This is a genomic window from Nonlabens sp. YIK11 (genome assembly GCF_001413925.1).
Lineage (GTDB): Bacteria > Bacteroidota > Bacteroidia > Flavobacteriales > Flavobacteriaceae > Nonlabens.
Genome location: NZ_LBMJ01000001.1, coordinates 2,627,123 through 2,652,837 on the forward strand (window position 1 = coordinate 2,627,123; position 25,715 = coordinate 2,652,837).

At 39.1% G+C, this 25,715-nt stretch carries 24 protein-coding genes; 3 read left to right on the forward strand and 21 right to left on the reverse strand.

The window, feature by feature from the left end; translation table 11 throughout:
• Window positions 1-100: 100 nt before the first annotated feature.
• Window positions 101-1,936 (forward strand): DNA polymerase III subunit gamma/tau, encoded by a 1,836-nt coding sequence (locus AAU57_RS11865; RefSeq protein WP_055413110.1) that lies wholly within the window; start codon window positions 101-103, stop codon window positions 1,934-1,936.
• 99 nt (window positions 1,937-2,035) lie between these two features.
• Here the strand turns inward: AAU57_RS11865 and AAU57_RS11870 are convergent, their stop codons facing one another.
• From AAU57_RS11870 to pdxH, 5 genes are read right to left on the reverse strand one after another with little or no spacing between them, the layout of a single operon-like run.
• Complete coding sequence (locus AAU57_RS11870; protein ID WP_082438620.1) at window positions 2,036-2,608, reverse strand: outer membrane beta-barrel protein; 573 nt, start codon at window positions 2,606-2,608, stop codon at window positions 2,036-2,038.
• A gap of 57 nt (window positions 2,609-2,665) precedes the next feature.
• Window positions 2,666-3,574: a Ppx/GppA phosphatase family protein gene (locus tag AAU57_RS11875; protein WP_055413112.1), complete on the reverse strand. Its 909-nt coding sequence runs from the start codon at window positions 3,572-3,574 to the stop codon at window positions 2,666-2,668.
• Window positions 3,574-5,622 carry a polyphosphate kinase 1 gene (ppk1, locus tag AAU57_RS11880; RefSeq protein WP_055413113.1) on the reverse strand — a complete coding sequence of 683 codons (2,049 nt, stop codon included), beginning with the start codon at window positions 5,620-5,622 and terminating at the stop codon, window positions 3,574-3,576. The genes AAU57_RS11875 and ppk1 overlap by 1 nt, the downstream gene beginning before the upstream one ends.
• Window positions 5,622-6,104: a SixA phosphatase family protein gene (locus AAU57_RS11885; RefSeq protein ID WP_055413114.1), complete on the reverse strand. Its 483-nt coding sequence runs from the start codon at window positions 6,102-6,104 to the stop codon at window positions 5,622-5,624. The genes ppk1 and AAU57_RS11885 overlap by 1 nt, the downstream gene beginning before the upstream one ends.
• Window positions 6,104-6,748, reverse strand: coding sequence for a pyridoxamine 5'-phosphate oxidase (gene pdxH, locus AAU57_RS11890; RefSeq protein WP_055413115.1), 645 nt, complete (start codon window positions 6,746-6,748; stop codon window positions 6,104-6,106). The genes AAU57_RS11885 and pdxH overlap by 1 nt, the downstream gene beginning before the upstream one ends.
• 492 nt (window positions 6,749-7,240) lie before the next feature.
• On the opposite strand from pdxH, the gene AAU57_RS11895 reads away from it, so the two are divergent.
• Window positions 7,241-7,453 (forward strand): hypothetical protein, encoded by a 213-nt coding sequence (locus AAU57_RS11895; RefSeq protein ID WP_055413116.1) that lies wholly within the window; start codon window positions 7,241-7,243, stop codon window positions 7,451-7,453.
• Window positions 7,454-7,455: 2 nt separating this feature from the next.
• Entirely contained in the window at window positions 7,456-7,734 is a 279-nt protein-coding gene (locus tag AAU57_RS11900) for a hypothetical protein (protein ID WP_055413117.1), read from the forward strand.
• A gap of 334 nt (window positions 7,735-8,068) precedes the next feature.
• Here AAU57_RS11900 and AAU57_RS11905 read toward each other — a convergent pair whose 3' ends face one another.
• From AAU57_RS11905 to AAU57_RS15085, 16 genes are all read right to left on the reverse strand, one after another.
• Window positions 8,069-8,617, reverse strand: a complete 549-nt coding sequence (locus AAU57_RS11905) for a hypothetical protein (protein ID WP_055413118.1) — start codon at window positions 8,615-8,617, stop codon at window positions 8,069-8,071.
• On the reverse strand, window positions 8,614-8,871 hold the full coding sequence (locus AAU57_RS11910; RefSeq protein ID WP_055413119.1) for a hypothetical protein: 258 nt from the start codon (window positions 8,869-8,871) through the stop codon (window positions 8,614-8,616). Before AAU57_RS11910 ends, AAU57_RS11905 begins: the two co-directional genes overlap by 4 nt.
• 32 nt (window positions 8,872-8,903) lie before the next feature.
• Complete coding sequence (locus tag AAU57_RS11915) at window positions 8,904-9,467, reverse strand: glycoside hydrolase family 19 protein (protein ID WP_055413120.1); 564 nt, start codon at window positions 9,465-9,467, stop codon at window positions 8,904-8,906.
• Window positions 9,468-9,829: 362 nt separating this feature from the next.
• Window positions 9,830-10,699 carry a hypothetical protein gene (locus tag AAU57_RS11925; RefSeq protein ID WP_156340138.1) on the reverse strand — a complete coding sequence of 290 codons (870 nt, stop codon included), beginning with the start codon at window positions 10,697-10,699 and terminating at the stop codon, window positions 9,830-9,832.
• Window positions 10,696-11,088 carry a hypothetical protein gene (locus AAU57_RS11930; RefSeq protein WP_055413123.1) on the reverse strand — a complete coding sequence of 131 codons (393 nt, stop codon included), beginning with the start codon at window positions 11,086-11,088 and terminating at the stop codon, window positions 10,696-10,698. The genes AAU57_RS11925 and AAU57_RS11930 overlap by 4 nt, the downstream gene beginning before the upstream one ends.
• Before the next feature lie 8 nt (window positions 11,089-11,096).
• Complete coding sequence (locus AAU57_RS11935) at window positions 11,097-14,552, reverse strand: hypothetical protein (protein WP_055413124.1); 3,456 nt, start codon at window positions 14,550-14,552, stop codon at window positions 11,097-11,099.
• Between the two features lie 233 nt (window positions 14,553-14,785).
• A complete protein-coding gene (locus AAU57_RS11940; RefSeq protein ID WP_055413125.1) occupies window positions 14,786-16,828 on the reverse strand; it encodes a hypothetical protein in 2,043 nt (680 codons plus the stop codon).
• The gene (locus AAU57_RS11945) at window positions 16,818-18,938 is read right to left on the reverse strand and encodes a hypothetical protein (protein ID WP_055413126.1); all 2,121 of its coding nucleotides are present in this window, start codon (window positions 18,936-18,938) and stop codon (window positions 16,818-16,820) included. Before AAU57_RS11945 ends, AAU57_RS11940 begins: the two co-directional genes overlap by 11 nt.
• On the reverse strand, window positions 18,920-22,261 hold the full coding sequence (locus AAU57_RS11950) for a phage tail tape measure protein (protein ID WP_055413127.1): 3,342 nt from the start codon (window positions 22,259-22,261) through the stop codon (window positions 18,920-18,922). Before AAU57_RS11950 ends, AAU57_RS11945 begins: the two co-directional genes overlap by 19 nt.
• Window positions 22,258-22,860, reverse strand: coding sequence for a hypothetical protein (locus AAU57_RS11955; protein WP_055413128.1), 603 nt, complete (start codon window positions 22,858-22,860; stop codon window positions 22,258-22,260). Before AAU57_RS11955 ends, AAU57_RS11950 begins: the two co-directional genes overlap by 4 nt.
• Window positions 22,839-23,291 carry a hypothetical protein gene (locus AAU57_RS11960; protein ID WP_055413129.1) on the reverse strand — a complete coding sequence of 151 codons (453 nt, stop codon included), beginning with the start codon at window positions 23,289-23,291 and terminating at the stop codon, window positions 22,839-22,841. Before AAU57_RS11960 ends, AAU57_RS11955 begins: the two co-directional genes overlap by 22 nt.
• A 61-nt stretch (window positions 23,292-23,352) precedes the next feature.
• A complete protein-coding gene (locus AAU57_RS11965) occupies window positions 23,353-24,255 on the reverse strand; it encodes a hypothetical protein (RefSeq protein ID WP_055413130.1) in 903 nt (300 codons plus the stop codon).
• A complete protein-coding gene (locus AAU57_RS15080) occupies window positions 24,255-24,422 on the reverse strand; it encodes a hypothetical protein (RefSeq protein WP_156340139.1) in 168 nt (55 codons plus the stop codon). The genes AAU57_RS11965 and AAU57_RS15080 overlap by 1 nt, the downstream gene beginning before the upstream one ends.
• Window positions 24,423-24,425: 3 nt before the next feature.
• Window positions 24,426-24,911, reverse strand: coding sequence for a hypothetical protein (locus AAU57_RS11970; RefSeq protein ID WP_055413131.1), 486 nt, complete (start codon window positions 24,909-24,911; stop codon window positions 24,426-24,428).
• Window positions 24,908-25,567: a hypothetical protein gene (locus AAU57_RS11975; RefSeq protein WP_055413132.1), complete on the reverse strand. Its 660-nt coding sequence runs from the start codon at window positions 25,565-25,567 to the stop codon at window positions 24,908-24,910. Before AAU57_RS11975 ends, AAU57_RS11970 begins: the two co-directional genes overlap by 4 nt.
• Window position 25,568: 1 nt before the next feature.
• Window positions 25,569-25,715 (reverse strand): hypothetical protein, encoded by a 147-nt coding sequence (locus AAU57_RS15085; protein ID WP_156340140.1) that lies wholly within the window; start codon window positions 25,713-25,715, stop codon window positions 25,569-25,571.

Here is a 25,715-nt window from a genome sequence, read left to right on the forward strand (position 1 = left end):
GCAAAACTAACCGATTAATCGCTCGCATGTTAATAATTTAGGCAAAAACAACAGGCCGTAATGAAGGTCGTAGCGGCGCATCATTTTATCTTTGAAACGCATGGAACCGTTCATAGTATCTGCCAGAAAATATAGACCCGAAACCTTTGAGGACGTCGTGGGACAATCTGCCATTACCAAAACTTTGGAGAATGCGATTGAAAGCAATCACCTGGCTCAAGCTCTACTGTTTACGGGACCTCGTGGTGTAGGTAAAACGACCTGTGCGCGTATCCTGGCAAAAAAGATCAATCAGCATAATGTGGATTATGATGCTAATGAAGATTTTGCCTTCAATATTTTTGAACTGGATGCTGCTTCCAACAACAGTGTGGACGGCATTAGAGAACTCATCGCGCAAGTGCGTATACCGCCACAGGTAGGAAAGTATAAGATTTATATTATTGATGAGGTGCACATGCTCTCCTCTGCAGCGTTTAATGCTTTTTTGAAAACGCTGGAAGAGCCACCAGCTCACGCCATTTTTATTCTGGCAACGACTGAAAAGCACAAGATCATACCGACGATTTTATCACGTTGTCAAATATTTGATTTTAAGCGCATTACCGTGAGTGATATGCGTGAGCATTTGAAGCGTATTGCCTTTAAGGAAGGAATTGATGCCGATGAGGAAGCCTTGCAGATCATTGCGCAAAAAGCAGATGGCGCTCTTAGGGATTCTTTATCGATTTTTGATAGGGTCGTTAGTTTTTCAGGGAAAGATTTGACGATACAGGCCGTTACCGAGAATTTGAATGTCTTGGATCGTGATACGTACTTCAGCATGACCTCGCTTATCCTGGAGAATAATATACCACAATTATTGATAGACTATGATCAAATCATGGTTAAAGGATTTGATGGGCAACATTTTTTAAGTGGTCTGGCATCTCATTTTAGAGATTTAATGGTGTGTAAAGATGAGCGTACGATCGTCTTACTGGAACTGGGAGAATCCACCAAAAAGAAATATCTGGAACAGTCCAGAAAAACAGACCTGGAATTCTTGAAGACTGCGATTGAAATCACCAACAATGCAGATCTAAAATATCGCAACAGTCGCAACCAACGCCTATTGGTAGAGTTGTGTTTAATGCAGCTCGCTTCTATCCTACTTCCAGAATCTGGTGAAAAAAAAAAGCCTTTAACCTACATACTACCGGCTAAAACCTTTGAAAACGCTGTAGTATCAGAACCTGCTGCCGCATCTATCAATCAAGTTAACGCAACATCACCAGCTGCGGTCCAAACGAGTACAGAGACAGAAGCCTCTATAGATACTTCTCAAGAAGTGGAAGATGATTCTGTAATTAAAAACCCATCAACTTCAGCTGAGCATACTGTCTCGCAGGAAACTCAGGCATCCACTAATAACAAGAGCTCTTCTGATCAAAGTTCGCTAGAAGAGAAACGCAAGGCGTTGCTGCAAAAGGGACAGAAACGTGTAAGCACACTTTCCATACAGGGAATGGAGCGCAAAAAGGAAATGCTGGAGAATCAAAAGGACGCAACGGCCTCTACAGATAAATTACCCGAAAAGAATTTCTCTCAAGAGGAGCTTACCATGGTTTGGAATAAATATGCCGATCATTTGAAGGAAAGAGGCGATTTTATTCTTTCCAGTATTTTAGGTATCGACCAACCTAAATTGAAGGGAACTACCATTCATCTCAAATTTCCCAATGCCTCTATGAAAGAGGATCTTGAGAAAGAGAAAGGTCAAATTCTGGAATTCCTGAAAAGAGAACTTCAAAACTATCTCATTGATTTTGAGATAGATGTTGACAAAACTGTGACCAAAAAATATATCTATACAGATCAAGACAAGTTCAACATATTGGTCGAGAAGAATCCTGCGGTAGACCTTTTACGCAGGACGTTCAACCTAGAGTTTTAAAAATTACAGATTGTTGCAAAGAATCCTATAATAAATAAAAAAGCCGCAATCCTAGGATGCGGCTTTATGAATATTCGCTTTCGCGAAAGCGAACTCTAATTACATCCTGTAAGAAAGGGTCAACTGGTAGAAGCGATTCTCTGCGTCGTAGCCTTGAGCCTCAAGATTGCTGCTGTAAATATTCTTGAATCCATAGCCATATCTCGCATCAATGCTCAAACCGTTGGTGATTCTCACGCCTATACCGCCCACGCCCATAAGATCGTAATCATAGTAATCGTTGTCATCATTCTCTGATACATTAACAGCAGCCTTAGGGCCAACATTTAAGTAAAGAAATCTAGTGATATTAGCTTGAACCAAAACGCCTGTGTTGAGCCAGTTGGACTTGAAATTAACTTCATTACCATCTGGAGCCGTTACACTTTCTTCTTTCACACCTAAGGCATTGAATCCCAATTCAGGAACTATGGAAAAGGTATTCCCTAAAGGAATTTCGGCAAAAAAGGTCACAGAAGGTGCAATTCTATTTTCTGCATCTTCAAAAAGGTCAGTTTCGAGGTCTGAATAGTTCGCGCCCAAACGTACTCCATAAGAAGTTTCGTTGCGTATTTGAGCGATAGAAGTCATTGAAAAAGAAGCTATAAGCGCTAAGAGTAGTATATGTTTCATTATTATATTTTTAAAAAATGTGATCTTTAAATTAAGATTAAAAGTAACCAAAAAAGCCTATCCTGATGCGTTTTGCATTTTGGAATTATATATGGATTTAATAATACCATCGGTAAGCCCAATTTTTGGAACGTGTATGTTCTTTGCCTCACTCCACTTCATGGATCTCAAATAGATGCGACAAGCAGGTATGATTACGTCTGCCCTATCCTGATTGAGAGCAAGATGATAAATGCGTTCTTCATAGGTATAGCTTTGCAGCTTTTCATAATAACTGGTCAGATAGAAATAGGATAATGGCTTGCCATATGCCTTGCCGCTGTTCTTAAAGATGTTGTTGATGTTACCACCAGAACCAATTAATTCTATGCGATTATAGGGTGCGCAAACTTCCTTGACCCAATTTTCTGCCTCGGTCCACAGAGAACTTTTGACCATATCATTGAGCAATCGTACGGTACCTATTTTGAAAGATCTTGACTCGACGGCATTACCATTAGCGAACAAGGTAAACTCTGTACTACCACCACCAACATCAACATATAGATATACTTTCTCTTGATCTATGATGCTGTGCAGATCTGTCATCGCGATGATCGCCGCCTCATGCGACCCATCAATGATCTCTATATCTATGCCTGCTTCTTTTTTGATTTTGCGAGAAACTTCCTTGCCATTAACCGCATCACGCATCGCACTGGTTGCATAGGCTTTATAGTCCAAAACTTCGTGAACGTCCATCAAATGTTGATAGGCTTTCATGGTTTTAACCATGCGCTTTTGGTTGTACTCTGATATCTCACCTTTAATAAAAACGTCCTGACCCAAACGTATGGGCACTCGTACCAAACTAGTTTTTTTAAACACTGGAGCGAGATCGTCAAAAACATTTACCGTGGCGATCAACAGTCGTATAGCATTGGAACCTATATCTATCGCTCCATATTTCTCTATCTTAAATCCCATTAGCTTTGGTTTTTGGCTTTATAATATTCATAAGTCGCATATTGAGACCTCAATGCTGGCTTGTCATTTTTGACATAATCATTAGACTGCGTTTCATCAAGCACTCGTGCCTTGACATTGTCATTCCAGCAAATATCGAGGGTTTCAAGGATTTCCTTTTTGATGTCCTCATCATATATGGGACATGCAATCTCCACACGACTATCCAGATTGCGTTGCATAAAATCTGCACTTGAAATGTATACCGATGGATCGCCGTTATTATGAAAATAATATACGCGTGGATGCTCCAGATAACGATCTACAATACTGATCGCAGTAATGTTTTCGCTCATTCCTTTGACGCCTGGTATCAAACAACAAATACCACGTACGATCAATTCTATGATCACACCAGCTTTCGACGCCTCATAGAATAAATCAATCATGTTGTAATCTGAGAACGAATTGAGTTTCAATCTGATTTTTGCAGGTTTTCCCGCTTTCGCGAAAGCGATCTCACGACGAACCAATCGTTCTATTCCAGGCCTGAGGAAATTAGGACTAACTAATAAGTGTTTGTATTTGTGCTGCTTGTAATTGACTTCAAAAAATTCAAAAACACGTTCTACTTCCTTCAAAATTCTACGATCTGCCGTGAATAAGGTGTAATCCGTATAAATTCCAGCGGTCGCCTCATTGAAATTACCCGTACTTATAAATCCATAGCGTTTCAATTTCTGACTTTCCCGTCTGGTAATCATACAGGCCTTGCAGTGTACTTTCAAGCCAGGAACACCAAAAATCATCTTGATACCTTCTTCCTGCATCAGCTCTGCATAATTGATATTGGCCTGTTCATCAAATCTCGCCTGCAACTCGATGGAAACCGTCACTGATTTCCCATTCTTTGCAGCGTTGACAAGTGATCCAGCGATCTGGGAAACCTCTGCAAGTCGATAAATAGTGATTTTTATTTCTTCTACTTGTGGGTCCAGCGCCGCCTCACGCAAAAACTTTGTGGTGTTTGCAAATGTATGATATGGAGCGTATTGAAGGATGTCCTTTTGGGCAATACGCTTTAAAAGCGAGCCTTTGATATCAATACCTTTTATGGGAAGCGCTACTTGTTTTTCATATAGTAAATCTTGCCTGCCCAAGCTCGGAAACTTCAAATAATCTCGCCTGTTATGATAACGTCCACTAGGGATAATCGAGTCGGTATCATCAATATCCAGCTTGCTCATGATCAAGTCGATGGTCTCCGGATGGATCTCACGATCAAAAACAAATCGTACTGGGTCACCATCTTTACGATCGTAAACACTATCTCTAATTTTTTCCAGCAAGCTCTTCTTCAGGTCCAAGTCCATGTCAAGCTCTGCATCCAGTGTGACCTTGATCATGTGGGCCTGAATGTCTTGATAATCAAAAATGCTAAATAGATAGTGCATGCGATGCCTTATCAAATCATCGATAAGAATAATGTATTGCTTACCATCCTTAAGATCTGGCAACACTACAAACCTATTGAGATGTTTGGGCTTTTCAATTAAGGCGTGTTTAATTTTGCCTTTGGAAAAGGTCATTCTCACGGCCAGATAACCCATTCCATCTTGTAATGGCGGGAATGCGGTAGTCTCATCAATCATGATGACTCCTAAGGCTGGACTTACCTTTTCATTGAAATACTGCCTGATAAAATCTTCATGTTCCTTAAGGATTTCTTGCTCATCTACGATGACGATGTTCTCTTTACTCAATTCCTGCTCAAGATCATTTAGAATCTGGAAACTCAAGGTCTGATCTTTAATTACAGCCTCATTGATCTCATTAAGCAATTCTCCAGCAGATATTCCTCCTAATGATTTGGTCGCATTTTTACCTGCACGATAAATTCTTTGAATAGTGGCATATCGTACCTTAAAAAACTCATCTAGGTTATTTGAAAATATACCCAGAAAACGCAATCTTTCAATCAATGGTACGGTTGGATCATTTGCCTCTTGTAGTACTCGCGCATTGAACTTGAGCCAACTTAATTCTCTATTATAGTATTCGTTAATCATCAGATGTTTTTGGGAAATAAATGAAACGTGGTGTTTCCTTTCTCGATTTTACTCCATTCTTGTGTGGAAAACTCAATCATCACGACACCGGTAGTAGGAACATTAGAAAAATATTCAGACCCTAGGATACCTGCTAGCTCGGTAAGTCCGTGATTGTGGGAAACGATCATGCAGCTATCCACATCACCACTTAAATTTTTGATCACCTCAAGTTGTTCCTTCCAATTGAACGTATATAATTTCCTAGTGATCTTAAGCTTTTTGAGCTCATAATCGATATACTCAGTAAGTATCGTGGCTGTTTGCAGGGCTCGGGCAGCCGTGCTGGATAAAATTAAATCGGGTAGCGTATGAATTTCTTTAAGTGCACGTCCTATGGAGTGCGCGTCGTCGATTCCCTTTTGAATCAAAGGTCGATCGTGATCTCGCACATCAAATTCCCAACTGGATTTACCGTGTCTAACTAGGATCAATTTCTTCATTAGGGTTGTAGTCTTTTAATATTCCAGCCATCATTTGATTTTTCAAATAAGATGCGATCATGTAATCGATTGGGGCGTCCTTGCCAAAACTCAAAAGATACCGGTGCACATTGAAAACCACCCCAAAACTCAGGTAGTGGTACTTCTTGACCTTCAAATCGCTTCTCGACCTCTTCCAATTGTTTTTCTAAAGCTTCCCGTGATGCTATCGGGTCGCTTTGATGACTTGCCCATGCGCCTAGCTGACTACCACGAGGTCGAGAATCAAAATAGGAAGCAGACTTTTCTCGAGACGTCTTGCTCGCTATCGCCTTAATGATGACCTGTCGTTCGAGACTAGGCCAGAAGAAATGAATGCTAATTTGTGGATTCTCTGATATGGAAACCGCTTTTTCTGATGTATAGTTGGTATAAAAAATAAAAGTATCATCCTCTATTTCCTTTAACAGGACGATACGTGTTTTTGGGAAACCATCTTGACCTATAGTTGAAATTGCCATAGCATTTGCCTCTTCAACACCTTTATCATTTTCTGCATCCTGGAACCAATTTGAAAATACCTCAAACGGATTTTTAGCAAGATGATCTTCAAGGAGCGCGTCCTTTTCATAAGATTTCCGCAATGAGTGCAGGTTCTGTTCCATATCGTTGGTTTCCCTGCAATTTAGGAATTTGAGCAAATAAATTTAGGGTTCTAAAGAAAGGTTTCACATAGCTGCGATGATTTAGCCTAGACAACAATATTTAAAACAGTTCGCTTTCGCGAAAGCGAACTTTAACCACCACATTTTACAATTCACTAAAAAATGCAGAATTACATGAAGTAGCCTCTTATGTGAAAGTCAGGATTTAAGCACGTCTTCTAAAAACGGATAAATCAAAAAGCCCATCAAACAGGGTTTGATGGGCTTATGATGCGATCCTTACAGATCGTCGTCGGGGTGGCAGGATTCGAACCTGCGACCTCCTGCTCCCAAAGCGGTAAGTAGTATATTGATTTTATTGGTGTTTCAAGAGATTAAAAAGTTTATTTGCAATCGATTTGCAATGTAGGTGTTATTTTTGATTGTCGGTTATTTTATAAAATAGATAGGTAAAACAGATTATAAATGCCTGGAATTGATTAAATTAGTAGGATGGAAAGTGAATTATTTAGAATAATATTTTTATCGGTTAATGGAATACTTTGTATCACCATATTTGCCATAACTTTAAAATCTTGGCATAATTCTAATGTAAAGAAAAAAGAATTAAAAAGAAGATTAAATGATCTACTTGATAAATCCGAAGGTTTGAATCCGTTTAATACAATTGAACAAATATTAAACGAACTTAAAAAACAAATATAATTATGACAATTGTTGACACACAAGCATTCTCTAAAGTTGATAGTTCTAATTTTGAAAGAACATCTTCTGCTTTTTTCAAGCTTTTTGAGAATTGCCAAAATAAAAATCAAGAACAAAAAACAATTCCAGCTATTAGATGCTCTGTATTAAATAAAGATGGTTCTTATTCAATTTTTGAGTCAGAAAATTTGGGTGCTAGTAAATTGACTAAAGCAAATTTTGATCTTGTTGTTAAATGGTTAGAAAAGGAATCAGAAAAATATCTTGGGTATTTTCAATAATTAAAACCGTCATCACCCAAAGGGTGAAGGACTTGGCTGAATACTAGATATCTCAATCGTAATGCCTTAAGTTACGTGCCTATGTTATGAACTAGGATTATTATCAGCGATTGCCCTCGGGTTATTCACCTAGCCGCCACGAGCTTTATCAGATGGAAATAAAACCACTCTTAATCGGGTGGTTTTTTTATCTTCACAAAGTGCAAGATCCATACAACAAACACTATTCAGAAAGAGTTAAGGCATATATATACGCTGCTTTGGTTATCGCTGCTCTTTATGGACTGTATAGGTTAGGTAATTGGGTTTATACCCTTTTGACGTAAGTTATTATTTAAGGTCTTATCCTATTGAAGTAGATCATTAGACCTATTATGATTAAAGCCGCTATTCCTATTGCAGCCCAAGCCATTGCGGACCACGGTGTGCCTTTATCGCTTTCGACTTCCAATGTCTTTTCCTGCTTATCAATTTGCTCTTTGTTGAACTCTTGAAGCTGGTAGTTGATTGCTGACTTGTCTCTTTCTGAAAGTCCGTAGATCGTTTCTTTACTTGAATCACTTGTCTTTTTGGAATCTCCTAGTTTTACATTCTTAAGGTTGTTGAACTGCCATTCCGTAACGCTGTCATTCCTGATCTTTTTGGCACTTGCTGGCTTTGTTGGGTCTGCGATATCCGCCTCAAGTTTTATATCTTCATCTGTAGTGGATTGCCGCTCTTTGGAATCTTCTTTTATATCCTTTTGCTTATCATTTTGCACCACGCTATCGACTTCACGAGCGTTTTCTGTTTTGGTCTGCTCGCTGGTTTTCTCTAGGGCTTTTTTACGAGAGCCGCAGGATGTGATGAGCAGGACTAGGAATAGGAGTTTTAGTGTTTTCATGATAACTGCATTGTTTTTAAGTCAATATCTTTAAGTGGTATTTTAGGACTCTTAGATAAAAACAATTCTATTCTATCTTGATGATTTGTTTCGGTTTCAACAAAATCAGCTGGGAACAAACCATAAGAACCACTATCTGTTAATGCTTCTTCCTCATTTTCGTAATAAGAGAAACACCATCCATAGTTAGGTTCATAAAAGAAACCTTGTAGCTCTACTTCATTTAACTCATGACTCAGGATGATCACGCTCATAATCTCAATATTATTTTGCTTTCGCGAAAGCGTTAATTAAATAGTCTCTTGTACTTATTTGTAAGTTCTATCCTATGATCTAAGCCGTTGTAACCACCGTTTATCGCCCTAGTAAGTCCCTTTACATTATCCATATCTGCAAACTTATTGAGTCTGTTTTCAGTCCAGAACCATAAAGCTGCTATCATTGCATCAGGTTCAGTTAGTAATAGATCGGGATTGTTTACGTAGTCTATGCCAGTTGATTTTGACAATGCACTATAATTTTTCTTGCCGGTTAACTGAATGAATCCACGCCCTCTATATTTCCAACCATCACCGCTACACTCATCACCGTTACCCATACGGTTGGCGTAAACCTTATTTGCTATTTCTTTAGGCTTTCTCGCGTATGTTGCGGCACTATTTGAATCAAAGTATTTCCTGAAAGTCTTAAGTAGTCCATCCCTAGAATAGTTTAGATTCTCGCTAATAGGCTTTAAACCGCTCTCGTGGTCCAGTTGTGCGAAAAAATGAGCAAGCCTAAGCGGTGTATTGATACCGTGCTTAGATAGTAACGTTCTATACTTCTTTGATATTTCTAGTGCTTTGCTCATGAGTTATGCTTTTTTTAATACTATTTCTTGCATCTTGGTAAATATGGATCGGTCATGTTCCTCTATTGCCTTGAGTATGGTAGCCTTATCCGTTATACTCGTGTGCATTATAAGTTCCTTGATTGAACTATTACTTTCAATGCTCTTTTGTAGCATCTCTATAAGATCATCTTTGTGATTATTCTGCAATTTGGTTATCATCTCTTGCAGATTATCCACCTTTCTGTATAGAAACCCTATCGCAATTAGCAGTACTACGATTACAAAAAACAGAAACACCTTAAACGAAGTATCTTCGGTTAGCATATCCGTGGGTAACTGGTTTATAAATGTTGTAATCATATTCAGTTCTTTACTTGTAATTAATTTGCGGCTTCTTCATACCAGATAAAAGTCATAGACATTTGCAGCGTGTTTAACAATGAGCCATTACCCACGCCTGATAATTGATAGCCAAATATTTCTCCAGGCTGTACCATTCTCAATACCTCAATACTCTTTTCAATACCGTTGATAGGCAATACTTGTGATAGCGTTGGAGTTCCTAAACTTGTAGCGTTGGTAAGTGTTCTAAACCTTATCGCGGATGTTACACCGCCAGTCTTAAGGTTGTTAGGCGTTACGTCTCCAGATGCCAACTCGGTAGGGCTTACATAAAAGTTTACCTGCTGTGGTGTACTGGTGGAGTTATTGGTGAACTGCCTAAGAGTTACAAAGGCATTAACACCGCTTGTAGGTGGATTAAAAAAAGTTGATTTAATTATATTTCCAGAACCTACAGATTGTGAGCCAGTACCAACCGAAAACGCTCGCCCATTCCTTACGGCTTCTTCCATTGAACTGTGAACTGGACCATTTATAAACACGGTAGATGATGTTGCACTAGCTGTGATCTTAACTTCTGCTGTTCCCGAAGTGTACTCGATCATTTCAACGGTAATCGAACGACCACCAGTTACTATCCTAAACTCGGTATCTGGGCTGTTGTTATCCCTAATCGTTTCATTAGAGCCAGTAGAACCAACGCCAGAACGAAATAATAACCTACCGCCCTGAACTCCGTTACTTTCTATTGTATCACCACTACCAACTACTTTTAGCTTGCCTATAAACGTTCCAGAAACACCTATAACAGCACTTGCACTTCCTGGAGCGTTAAGAGTTACCGTTCCGTTTAGTGCGCTTATACTGCCGCTATTTTGCCATGTAGGACTTGAACTAAATAAACTCATAACGATCTCCATTTTGTGCCGGTACTCGCGACTTTTAAAACCTCCCCATCATTGATGGTTGCAGTTAGGTATTCTCCGTTTGGTAGGTAGATTTTTTCTTTGTTTGTGGTAACTACAATTGTAGATCCACCGCTACTATTTGAAATCTCAAAAACCTTGTTGGGATTAAGGCTAGCGCCTGGCAATGTCATCACCTTATTTGGAACAATCACATCGATGTAGTTATCATCTGACGTCAGAGTGTGGTCATCATTTTTGGAAACGTAATTGAATACAAGAGAATCCACGATATTCTGTAGATCGCGGTTGGATTGATTCAATTCATCTATACGCCTTTGCTGGCGTAATATGATCTGCTTATCCTTTGATATGAACGCTTTTTGAGCCATTAATTAAACTATATATATTTCATTATGACCATGCTTTGATCTGATGGAAATCTAGCATCCTTGTAAATATTCAAGATGATATAATTACCGTAGTGAAACACTTTGCTTTGAACGTTAAGACCGAATCCACCATTTCTAACTTCGTCCTTCCATATCTCTCGCCATGTAACACCGTCTGCCGTGGAGTGTAATAATGATGTTCTAAGTTCACGAGCCACTTCGGCTTCACCTATAGAATCACCCAACATTGACAAACACATAGTTTCATCATCTTCATATTTTTGATAAAAAACAGATGGTATATGAGTTATTCGAGTGTTGTTAATTATGTAACATGGCTCTCTATCAGTCATATTTTCCTGATCTATACGAGCCATTCTCCATATACCAGTAAGTGTGAAGTCAGTACCAAAGAACAGGTAATCCTTATGCGCGTAAACGCTACAATGCTGCTCTCCTGAAGCTATTTTGTAAAGGTCAGGATCTGAATCCGCAAGAGTCCATACTACATTACTTAAGTTTATATTATCATCTACATCAGTATAATGAAATGGTCTATTTTCATCTGCATCACCACCAATTAAAAAGAATTTTTTCCAGTAAGGATCGTAACAAGCGCCGTGCATGTGATGGGCATTAGTAGCGGTAAACAAAGTATTAAGTGAGCAATCAAAAAGCATTTGCCAAGTCTCGCCATTATCCATTGTGAAATAGCACATACCAGCGCGACGTTCTGGCGCTATAACATATTCTACTATAGTGCCATATTTACCAACAGCAGTACGTCCCCAGTTTGGTGTTGAGCTTGCCCCATTACCAAGTGTTAAATCTTTTTCGGTAACACAATTAACCGTAAGAGTTATTGTGTTAGTCGCTGATATTGTTACTACAGATGAAGAAATATCCAATAAAGCGCCAGGCAAAAGGCCTGTGTTTCCAGTCATGTTAAGGGTAGTAATAGCACCGTTGTCGCCTGTGATGTTCACATCACCATCTACAAGCGTTGTGGAATACCTACGACCTCTTAAAACGAACTTATAATCACCAGCCGCTAGCGTTGTGTTTATTGTAATAGATTGACCATTGTACCAATCAATAATAGCTTGAATTTCGCTAGGATATGTTATTGATCCTTGATTAGCATTTAAACCACCAAAAACAAGCCCTGACGAGTTATGATCTACTAAAGCGATTTCATCCAACAATTGATCTGCTGCGTCGTATATCAACAAATGAGTAGGATTGCCTACTATAGGATTTTTGAGTTTGGCTACTGATACGGTGTCATCTGTTCTTAAAAGTTGGTTATTAAACTGAATTGTACCGTTTCCAAATTGCGTGGCGTAACCAGCAAGAGCAGGAACAGCCGAAACTATGTCAAGATTAAAGGTATCTGGAATCATTTTCCACTTATCTTTCATTGACTGCCATAGATCCTCTTTTTGTGTATCTGTAGCGTCTTGTGGGAGTGTAATAAATGTAATCCCAGACCTAGTAAGACCTATTTGATCGTGTGGTTGTAACCCCGCCAAAAGCGATTCAAATTGGATGCTTTCTATGTTTCCTGAATTGTAGAAATACATCAATCCTTCCTTATCTACATAAAGGAGTGTACGCCCCTTCTGAAGTGCGCCACCTGTATTCAGGTTGCCTTTAGTATCAATAACCTTTATATCTCTAACCGTTTTTCTTGAAAGCGACTTGCCTGTATAGTCATAACTTGAAACATCACTCCAACCGCCAGGGCTAAGGTCGGGTTCTCTACCAGCATTTTCAGGTGGCTTTCCTTGAAATATGGTTTTACCTACCCTAAATAGGTTTTCACCTATGTCTTTCGCCTCGTAAGATGTTTCATAGGATGGAATCTCCGCTTTTTCCATAACATTTACAGAAAGACTGTCGCTTGTTCTTACGTTTGTTATTTGAACCCAGTCAATACCATCTAAACCTTCCTCAGAAGCACTCACTAGAATTTGAAAAACACGAGCAGCATCTATATTAGCTTGGTTTTCTAGATCAATAACACCTTTAGACCCTATATTTTTAGTTGATTTTATAATCCCATTTGAATTATTAAAAACCCTTATCTCTATAGGCATCGATAGATTTTCATTGCTTTTAATTTCATCAAAAAAGATATACCTCTTAAATCTACCCTCATTTAACCTATTGAATGGAACATTTAAAACTTGACTGCGAAATACCCTCGCAGAAGTTCTATCTCTATAATCTGCAACCATCCATAAGGGTTCATCAGGTACAGCTACATCGTTTTTAATATTTCGGACGATGTTAAAGGTTGGGAAATCATCACCAAAATAGAAATCATGCAACGTAACCCTAGCAGTATCTGTTGTGCCTAAAACCAATAGAATAAAATCAATTGATGTATTCTCGATGTTTAAGTACATCAATTTTTTGCCACCCCTGATGATGACGGTGGCTTGATCTATAACAGCCGCATTAGAGTCCCTAGTATTAAATTGAGACACTAAATCGTTTTCATTAACTATGATCGCACAATATTTTGCAGTAATATCTTGTAGTGTTCTGCCAAATCTAATTGTGGATTGCCTTCTTGAAACAAGGGCATCTAAAGGTTTAATATAATCTAACTGCCCAAATGTTTGCAGGGTAAAGTCATCTGGCAATCCGTAAGTCCGTACATCGAGTATTTTATTAACACAAGGCTCATCTTCATTGCTTGTGATGTTTACTTTTGTTTTATTCCAACTAGAACCAGTTTTTATGAATTTAACATCAAATCCTTTATCTGTATCTTCAGGATCATAGACCAAGTTTCCAGCATTTGGATAAGTTCCAGCTTGCAATGGTTGGTATGAACCGTCAAGTGTAGGGTTATCTGTTATTAGTAAAGTTCCTCTAAAGCCTGATACCGCCCCTGATATTGCAGCGTTTAGATCTTGAGCAGTTCCAACATATCCACCTGTTTCTAGTTTGTTTTCAAAATCTAAAGAAGTAAAACCCTTACGAGTATTCCAGTATTCAAATGAATAGAACTGATCTACTACGTAACGCAGTATGTTGATATTTGATTCTGCTGTGTCAACTCTCCAATAAATAAAATCATCGGTTTCAACTGCGTTCTGTAACGGAGTTTTACCTTCTGCTAATTCCAGAAAGATTACACTATCTACAAAATCCGCCTTGGTAGGTTTTTTTTGAACGAAATAACCTTGTTTCGGCAGGATTGTCTGTACAAGTTCGTAATCCTCAACTGGCGTATATCCAAAGGTAATCTGATCGGTTGTTACCTTTTTGACCTTTCCAAACGTAGGCGCTAGAACATCAAAAGGTAGTTTTACTAATTCATTTGTAGCGGGATCAATTCCTACTGCACTACCATTGGTAGGTCTACTGGTTACGGCTGTAAAATCGTTGGGTTCGCTAACGTTGGTTACTGCCCTTCTTAAATCGTCTAATTGTTCTTGAACTGTAGCCATAACTTAAATATACGTATTTAAACCCTAATTTATATTCATTCTAAATAACAAAATTAAGCAAATAGCTAGTATAAACCGCATATTTTTGTTATATGTTGGGCTTTATTGTTATAATATTTTTACTATTAGTATCTGGTTATCTTGGATATAAGATAGACGTGTTCTTTTTTGATCTGCTAACAGGCCATTCAAGAGAACCTAAACAGCCCGATGTGCATATCCATTACCATCAATCAACTTACCACCAATCCGTTACTATTGACAAAACTACCGTTAGAAACGACAAATCTACCGACTGGGAAAGGATCGACAACTAACTGACTAACGCTGTAATCACCCAATCTATAAGCCCTATCATATTGCCTTTGCAAGGTCGCTTTAAAGGTGTAGCGGTTTGATGTACCCAACCTTTCGCTTTCGTAGTCTCCTACCTTTTTGTATTGTACTCCATCGATAAACACCACGTCGTTAAGTAACACCTCTATTAATTGACGTTTAATATTACTGGCTACATAACCGAAATCAAACTCGTAGATCTCCAGCTTTTCATCATCAATGGAAACCAGCCTATCATCCGCTTGGTATTGCTCGCTGTCCGTTGTGGTAACGTCCTTAGCTGGACTATCATATTCCACACGTATAGAACCAAAGAAGCCTTTGCTAAAGATCAATCCCTTGACACCATCCGACCAATATTTGATTAGGTGGTGGTTATAAAGATCATCTTTAACCTCTATAAATTCACTTCGGTATTCTCCTACTGGATCATTGCCTAAATAACCGTAGGTAATAACAGCCTGATAGATCCCTAAATCCTGATCTAGGTTTATGGGAAACTCGTAAACGTTATAGGGCTGTTCGTTATAATATGCCGACACTATAACTGGCTCATTGTTTACGGCTGTCTGTGGTCTGTCTCCAGTAATTACCTCGCTACGGTCAAACTCATCATTGAACTCAATAGCTACTATCTGTTGGAACAATGTACCTACTTTAATAAACTTTCCAATCTCATAGAAAGCTGGCAAAGATCCAGCAAGGGAATGACCCTCATCTACCTTTATTTGCCCAAACTCATCATAGGTGTTTCCAGTTGTAAAGTAGATCCTTAATACTCCATCCTCATCGGTGTAGCTTATGGCATCCCTTGAATCAAATGCGTTAATATTCTTTATGGCAAGTTCTGGCGTAACGCTTAAAACCTCGTTACCATCGCAATCGTTTAGCACTAGGTTAAGGTTGTTGTAACTCGTGTGGACCTGCAAAGTAGGTCTATCAGTATTTAGAAATGGCTGCAAATAATTTCCTGCTATGTCGTTCTTTTCAAAGCTGCTGATTAGATCACCTACTCCGTAGTTCTCACCTATCGCGTTTACTTTTTGCCTAACCATAGGGATAGGGTTCCCGACTGGATAATGGAAGTATGGCGTTGCGCTGGCCTCTCCAATATCCATTTGTTCAATGGTGTAGTTTACTGTTTTAATACAGTTGAATGAATCCTTTATGTAGACTGTAAAAGTACCAGGAAGCAGTCCATCAAATACACCGCTGGATCTATACTCCACTCCATCCAATGAGTAGGTTATATTATTTGAAGTAACCTCATTAAGATTCTCCACGCTCAAGATATAGCCAGTTGGTACGGCTGTGGATGTGATCGCAAAGTCTGATATAAGTATGGGTGCTGGCGCTCTATAACCATCAAATGTAAAACCACCTATTTCACCCTCGCGTAAACCTATGGAGAAGTCGATGCCTCTAGTAACTTCAAACTCGACTACATCGCTGTTAACATCGTTTATCACGACTGGAGCGGTAAGATCCTTAAAGGTCTTTGTTGCCGTAACCCTAACCAAGACATTATCACAAGGATTTGTAGTTGCTGGCAAATATTCAACGTCTGCAACCTTTAAAAGTATGACGCTAGAGACTTGTGTAATTACAAAAGAAGCTGTTCCAGTTGGTTGCTCATCATCTGCCTGCCCTTCAGATACATTATCAAATACACCATCTTCTGCGGTCGTTATAGATACTCCATTCTCAATCCTTTCAATACTAAAAGAACCGCTAGCGTTTAGGTCGACCCTTAATGCTTGGAAATAGTTATCAATTGTTGCATCCAAGGTGTCTGCTATGGTAACTTGACCAGATTGCACCCTTTGGGTCACGAACTTTGACAATCCGCTAAGACCTAGATAAAACCCATTACCAAACAACCTAATAAAGTAGTTTTCATTGGGTGTTGCGTCAAACGTTATTTCTATTTTAGATGCCATAATTTGCCTTGATTAACTTGATTTGTCCTTCTTTTGATGGTTGGTATTCCAATAGGAAACCGTAATTGATATTACCGTTCCTATCGGTGTATTTTAATGAGTAGTAGTAATGCGGTATGCCGTCCGTGGACTTCATCAGATACCTTAGCTGTTCCTCGCTGAACCTATAAACGAACGTAGCCTCATATGGCTGGAATAACGGTTTTAATAGGTCGCTGTTTAGAATATCACCGCGCTCCAGTCTTGGGTCGATCTCCACCGCTCCAACGTCCTTTAATTGTGTTTCCAGTTGACTGTTTCCTACGGCATTTACAAACAATGTCTTTCGGTCTGGGTATTGTGATAGGCAAGTAAGACGGTTACTGTATCGATACAAGGTGTTTACTGGTGATAACCTCAAATTAAAGGCTGTTTCTGGGCTGTATATTCCAGTAGGTAGCACTTTAAAATCCTTATCCCAATTGCGGTTTATGTAACTGCTTGATTGCTGGTAGCAGTCTATGAAGAAATTATCCTTATCATAGGGTGTATCTTCGGTTGGGAAATCCTCTCTAGGCTTTCTACGTGTGAGTTCTATTGCTAGATTGTCTGCTCTTATCTCGCTAACAAGATCCAGTTCACCATCCACGCTCTTGAAATTGTGCTTGAAGTTGGAAATAGTATTGTGTTCATCCAATCCCTGCTGTTCTTCATATTCTCCAGCCTCTTTATAACCAATCGTTACCTTTTCGTTTAGGTCTGTTGGTATTTCCTCAACGTCTCCTACATAACCCAAATCAATAAGGGATCTACGTCTAAAGAACTCATCAAACTCTCTAAATACGATCTTTTCAACGCCGCCCACGAGTTCAATACCGTAATCTATGTTAAGTATCTTTTGGGATGATTCTATCAAGTTTTTCCAGCTTAACTCCATACTATCTGGAAAGCCTCTCAACTTCTTACCCGATGTAATGAGTAGATCTTTGAATGGTCCGTTAAGTAGTGTTTCCGATTGTACCACATTGCGCCCGAAAGTGATCAGGCTAAGTCTTTTTGCGGCATCCAGTACGGTTAGTCCTTCGTAGGTAGTTGATGGATAGGCATTATCTTCTTCACTTTCTATTGATATATTGGTATGAGTAATACTAAATTCATTACTTGGTAGAGCCTGACCATTAACAAAGAATCTAAAACTGAAAAATACTATTTCATCTTCCTCAACTACTAAATTATAATCCGTGTCTAGGTCTAGGCTAAACTCATTTAGACCGCTTGGCAATCCTGGATAATCAAATCGTTGTACCGTTGCCACTCTTTGAAATACGCTAGGGTTATCTGCATCAATGTATTTATAGACCAAAAACTGAACTATAAAACTAGAGTTGGCACCATTTAAAACAGAAATATTAAAACTGTAATCTGCAACCGCTTTTATTTTTAGTTTGAGTTCCTTACGAGTAAAACTACGAGACATATACGCCTTACTTCCATCAATTGGTGGTGTATCACCGCCAGTATTGAAACCGTTGGACAAATTGAATACACCGTTTATATCAAAGTCTCCACTATATACCTTGTTTAGGCTTGGGATGTAGTTTAATACTGCATTTGAAGATCCAACCTGAAAAGCGTTTACAGTCTCTTTATTCTCCAGCAATGAAGTAACGAGTAGCTGTCTGCCATTTAAAAACCCATTGCGGTAATTTAGAGGTGGCAATACCTTACCATCTATACTATCCAACCGTTCCAACTCATAGCTATCGTTAAAGGATGCCTTAAGGTCTAATTCTAAACCGCCTTTCTCTAGATTGACTTGATATGAGTTGAACTTCTTAACTCTTTTTGATAGGTCTATTTGTCCTGAATACTCAATCTCGTATCTATCATGCTTGTTTAAGAAGTATTTCGTGCAAAGTATTACCGCATCAAAGCCTTCAATGCTTTCCGCTTGTCTTATGTATTCATAACCATCACCATAGAAAGTCAGTTTTTCTGCAAAGTCAAATACAATACCTACCTTTTTGGATATTTTGCGCGTCTTATCATCCCAACCTACTGGATTGGTTTTTAATTCCAAGGCTGGCTGCGTTTTGCTTTGAAGTACGAACTTTACCCTTTTCTTATCCATCCAGTTTTTCTTTTGATGTAATCGTCAATACTTCCGTTTTGAACATTAATAGTTGGGTTGAGCCTTACGCTTTTAAATCCTGATTTTATCCCTTGTTTGATCTCGTTACGTATTCCAGCTGTGCTGATTTTGTTTGATTTACTCGCTCCAGATAGCATAATACCGTTTTGGTTCAAAGTGCTTTTTAGATAGTCCATATCGCCTTGTCTTAAAGCATCATTAAAAGCCTGCTCACTAGGATAGATAACATCATCCTTTGCAACGTGTCCTATGATGTTTCTACCTTTCAAACGCTCTACAGAACCATCCGCGCTAACACGTACTTCATCTCGGCCACCGTCATTTAATAATGCGATACCTTCGTAGTTATCGGATTTCTTTTTACCAGTCTTATAGCGTGGTATTGGAGTTGCTAATACCGTAGCGGCTTGGGCTGCTCCTAGTGCAATAATTGCAGGAATCAATAGAGGTGCTGCCAGTCCAGCTTGTGCCGTAACCTTAGATACTGCCAAAGCGGTATTAATAGCGATTTCAGCAAGTGCAACCGTCTTGTTAAATATGGCTTGCTTGCGTTGTTCCCCTCTTTTTTTCTTCTCTAGCTGTCTGTTCTTTGCCTCGCGTTCAGCTTCCAGTTGATCGCGCTGTTCCGTGCTTAGGCGCTCGTTATCTAATAGCCTAGCATAGTAGTCATTATTGCGCTGTATATCGTCCTCAATGCGCTGCTGTCTATTATCAAATATGGCATTGGTAGTATTGATTAACTCCCTACCTATTTGTTCTGATAGATCCGCTATCTGCTCGTTTGCAGCCTTGAATTGATCCGCCATAGTTTGAGCGAACGCACCAAAGCCGCCTTGACCACCACCGTCTAGGAATCGCTGGTAAGCCTCTTGCATTTCTTCAAATGATGTTTTGAATGTATTGGCTAATGACTGTAGAGCATCTTCTACCGGTACGTTGTCAATGATTTCTTCAAGGCCTTGTTCTTCCATCACGTCATTAACATCGACTACCATAGTCTTAAGACGTTCCAGCCTTTCACGGTCTATCTCTACAAGTTCCTGCTCGTATTTCAAACGCGCCAACCTTTGACCGTCTAAACTGTCTTTATTGGCTTTTAGTTCCTCATCCAGTCTAAGTTGTGCCAATTCTATCTTAGCTTCCTCAAAGCGTTCTAGCGATGCAAGTCTTGAAATGTAGGTTAGTTCCTCATCTTGGAAAATAGCATCGTTAAGTTCTATCTCCTGCTCAAGTAAGAACTCTTTAAGAGCCATACTATCCTTCATGCGCTTCGCTGCTAGATTGTTTGTTGAACCACCACCAGAACCGCCGCCAGTATCTCCATCTCCAGTATCTAAATCCGTATTTACTTCATCTGTCTTGTTTAGTATCTCATCATAAAACTCAACTTGACCGCGTAATGATGCGGCTTGTGATTCAATCAAATACTTTTCTGCTTCGAGTTGTTTTTTTCTTTTCTCATAGGTACGGTCAGTCATTTTTGTGCTGTACCATGTGTTTTTGGAAAACTCCTCGTCAAGTTTCGCCAACTCTTGATTGATTACCGTTACACCTTTACTGCTATCTACTAAAAACTGATCTAATTCGCGCTTTCTTTTATCTCTTTGTTGTTTGGCAAATTCCTCATCAGTTACCCTTTTGTTTAATCTACTATCAAATACTTTTTGGTTCTTAAGATCCTCATCCGTGTATTCGGTTTTGGTCTGCTGGTTTGTAAATTCATCTTCAGCGCTTTGGCGACCTCTTTGATTTGAATTAAGGAGCCTATCATCTCGAGTCTCATTAAGTTTATCAAACATCTTTAACAACCTTGTTGCTCCTTCAATAGCTGTTTTAAAGAAATCAGAAACAGGACCCGTACCGTTATCAATATTTAATATCAATGCTTCCCATGTAGCATCCAATATTTTCAGCTTATTCTCTAAACTCTCTAATTGTTGGTCAGTTAAGTCTTTTAACGCTCCAGAATTATTGCGTATAGCCTCGGCATTAGTGTCAATTATATCGGTATTATTTGCAAGAACGACACCTAAACTAGCCGCTTGCGCGCCCATCAATTGATAAGCGACCTTTAGCGTTTGGATTTCCGTATCACCTCTCGCTGTACTGGCATTTATCTCATCTAATGCTTGGTTTAGAGTTTTTCCAGTCTTTGCCAGTTTTTGTTGAGCAGTACCCAATAATCTACCAGCACGTTCCGCTTTTACACCGTTATCTGACAGAATACCTATCAAACTACCAGTATAGGCTAGATCCTTATTCAATACTCTGGAAATAGGCGCTAGGTACTGAAATGAATCGCGCATCCTTTGGAAGTCTAGCGATGTTGACGTTCTAATAGTGGCAATTACATCAGCATACTTAGCCGCCTCATCCGTGGATGCTCCAAAAGTATTTAGCATCTGCACCAGAAATTCAGCAGCCTCACCGCTTGTAGTTTCCAAACCTATTGCAAGGTCATTGACTGGCTTTAAAAGGTCTTTGATTTCTTCTTTGGTCTTACCCAACGTTACAAGGTTTTCCGCTAATTTCGCCACCTCGTTACTGGTCTTGATACTAGCACCAGACACCTTTATTATTTCGCGCTCTAGATCGCTTATATCCTTTCGAGTTACCCGCATTACACCCGCAATATTTTGCATGGCGTTATCAAACTGCTTAACCCTTTGGAATGAATCGCGTACTGCGTTACTGAATAAGTATATACCACCTACAAAACCAAAAGCACCTACTAGGTTTCTCAATGCACTAGCTGCACCTCTGAAAGCTGTCGGGTAGTTTGCTACTGATCTACCAAATTGACCAGCACTAGCATCAATCTTTTTAAGTGATTGGTCAAGAGTAGTAACTTGCTTACGTAATCTAATAGCCTCTTTGGACATTATACCTTCTGCGGCTGCTACATCCTTGTATTCAGCTCTTAACTTGTTTAGGGTTGTGGAAAGTCTTTTGTAGGCTCCAGTTTCTTCATTGGCTAATATTGCAGCGCGTTTGTTCTCTAGGTTCTTTTGTCTTAACTGTTCTCTGGATGCCGCGTATTTTCTGGCAAGTTCTGTTTCTGCTAAGGATGTCTTTTCAATGGTGGTGTTTAAGGCCCTTTGCATCTTCTCCATTTCAGATAACTGTTTTCTAGCTGCTGGTGCGCCACCACTTGGAGATAAAAAAGGTTTGTTTCTTAGTTTTTGTGAAGCCTCGTACATTTTTATAAATTCAGAAGTAAGACCTCTAACTTCCTCTTTTAGCCTAGTAAGCTGATCAAAAGCCTGCTTATCAATTACAGTATCTATGCTATTGTTGCTCATGCCGCTTTATTTTTAGAGTTTCTTTGTTCTGCTTCTTTTATCATTAAGGCAAACTCTTTTAAACTCGTTTCCTTTGCTATTAATTTGTAGTTGTATTCCAATACTCTACCTAATTGGTACAGTTGAGCAGTAAGATCAAATTCCTTTTTTTCTGTTGGTTCTGGTAAAATCGCTTTCAGTTCACTGGTCCTGAAATTTATATTTGTCTCCTTAGCCTTTAATTGACGGTTTATACGCTCAATTTCTTGCTTAACATCAGCTTTAGGATCAATGTTTATCTTATCCTTTTTAAGTAACTTTAGTAATTCTGATTTTTGATCATCTTCTAAATCACTATTGAAATAAATGTTTAGCGCCTTTGTAACGTCATTGTATTGATTGATAACGGCTTGTAATTGCACTTTTTTACGCCATACAACCGTATCACTACCTTTGCCTACAATAGATCGGTACTCATCCATTATCTTATCCCATGCAGCGCCTAACTGCTCGTCCGTACCATTTCCCAATACCTTTAGATCGCCAGTATTAACCACTTTCGCGAAAGCTGGTAACATCAGATCATCACAATTGTCGATTATATTGTCTTGTGTAGCCATTCTAGGATTCTGGGTTTAAGTAATTCGTAGTTAAGTTCGTATTGGTTGTCCTTTGTTAGTCCTAATAGATCTTTTGCGTTCTTCTTTTGCAGGAATGGGTGATTGGGTTTGTTTGTGAAAAATCTTAGATTCCCATTATTGAATAGTATATCTATGCTTTTCCATAGTTCGCCAGTAGCGTATGTGTTAAATGGATCTCCAGCCCTCTTGGGATAGCCCTTACCGCTAATTCCCTGGCTTAGTTCCTCTGTAAGTGGTTTGTAAACCCCTAAATCCTTTCCCTCGTTGTCAACGCCCTCAAACATTTGGCGTTCTGTATTGAGTTCAATTATCTTATCGGATAACCTCTCTATAATGCGCTCCACCTCACTAGGTAATTGCTCATGCGCCCTAGAAACTGACTCGTATAGATCGCGTATTGTTGTTCCCATAATTAAAAAAAGCCTTGCCCCGTTCTAGAGCAAGGCTTTTCATATTTAAACTGATCTTAGGTTATGCCGTTACCACAACTTTAGCCGTGTTCGACTTGAATAACTGGCCTTCAGTAGTCGTATAGACTCCATTAATTGAGGCTGTAATTGCTTGGTCAGCGCTCAATGCTGGAACGGTCAACGTTAGTGTTCCATCGTCTCCAACTACTGCGGCTGTTGGTACAACTCCAGTAAACGTAAAATCCTCTAAGGCAATTGATGGAACTGTTAGATTACCATCCCATTTGCTTACGAGTTTACCAGTGATAGATACCGCTCCATCTGCTGGTGCGTCAAGAGTGATCTCCATCTGGTTGATACCTTCCAATTCAAGTAATGAGAAGTCCAATTGGCTTGCATCGATAACAGATAGACCTTGGTCCATCTCCACACGATTGATAAGCTGCATCATTATTCCAGTCTTATTGGTAGTTGCTCCAGATGCAAAAGCGATCTTGGAAGCCTTTAATCGACCTAGTGTAAAACCTTTTCTTACTCCTGATTTTGAAGTGTAGAAAATAGCGTTACCACCAGCATCAACCAACACGACATCATAAGCGCCTTGACTGTTGAGACTTGCAAGTACATTGTTGAATAACAATCCATTCACAAATTGGAACATCAACTTGTAGAGTCCAGAAGTTGCATCTACTTCTACACCAGAAGAAAATGTTTCTACTTGATCCTCTCCAGATTGATCCTCAAATGATACTGGATCTTTAAGTACAATCAACTTTCCAGCGACTTGTAAAGCCCTAAGACTATCCAATGTGATATCCTCTGGTAGTTGTGTACCTTTTTTAAGCAAGAGGATTGCACCGCCTGCCATGTCTTTAAAAATAAACTTGCAATGAGCAAGCCCCGCACCGAATACGCCACTAAGGCCGCATTTTAGCGTGTTTACTATGTTTGTTAAAAGTGCCATTATTTAATGATATTAACTGATTTGTAAAATTCAATAGCGCCTGGAAGCATCGGGATCTTGTCTCCTTTGGTGAAACCATATCCACTACGGATGATCTCTTGGAATTTTCCCTTTGGCTTTTGTGGCGCTGCTACCTCTTTGGTAGACTTTTTCTTTTTAGTTGCCATATCTTATGATTTGCAGTTGTTTAAATAAGTTGCATCGATGGTCAGCGTTAAGGCATCCCATAAATGAACTACGTCGTTATCTCCACTTGTTTTGTAGTTGGGATAGTCGAATACATCAAAACCGGTATTATCAAACGTAGCGTTGCGGCTTTGGTTGATACCTTTTAAGAAGTTCTCCATTAGTGGGTAAAGGATTGTCTTAAATACCAGATCCATCCTCTGATCGTTCATCAAATCGATTTCTTCCTTTGTGTGGTTGACAGCGATTATAAATTCTGATCTTTGAGAGACACGTTTTACCGAATAGTTCTTATTGTTTGGCATGAGCCATATAAGAGGATAAGACTTATCCTGATGTTCTTCTAGATATCTATTGAGTTCATCCTTGTTTCCCCATCCAAAGACTGGAAACTGTACCCTATTATCCCCTAGGTTGACCTCTGACAGACCATTAACCACCTTTTCCAATATGTCCTCTATAACTATCATAACCCAAAGGAATTAACGCGCTCATAGCATTTGTTTACCAGATTGCTATAAGTGCCTGGATTAAGTGTCTCGTAGTCCTCAATAAACTTTAATAGTGGAACAATACCGCCTTTAATATCTGAATTGTAGTAATCTAAAAGAGTTCCGCTCCTATACTCTCTAACTATTGGATAGTGTTGATTGTAGTTATTGGATTGGTATTTAGATACAAATTCATTCCAGCGATCTTGGTATAATGGACCGCTGTCTACTCTTTCCGATCCCTTGTTTTGAAGTTTAGATACACCGCCTACCTGATAGGAGTATAGATCATCTTCTAAATACTTGGAAAACACGTAGTAGACAAGACAAGAATTTGCATCCTTAAGTCCATCCCATACAAAACTATTGCCGTCTATCTCATAGGTCTTACCATTGACTAGATCTTTAATCCAGTCGGGTGCGTCAGTATCTAACACACCCTCTGGACTATAACGATCTTCAATGGCTTGCCACAAAGTAGGATTTAAAGCATTGATAAGTAATACACGCTCATGTACCTTAATAGCCTTATCCAAATCACTAACCGTGTCAGTCTCGTTTCTATTTCTAGATACAATCTGACCATTGGGAATGTGAAGCGATCCACTATTAAAATATGTAGCGTTTATTATCATTTTACTTCTTTTTAGCTTTAGGTTTCTTCTCCTTATAAACTTCTGCAACTCCCTTTCTAATCAGGTTTGCAGCTAGCATACTGTTATCAATAACAGCATCTTCACCTTTCTTATAAACAGAATAATCCTTTTTAAAAGTTAGTTTCAT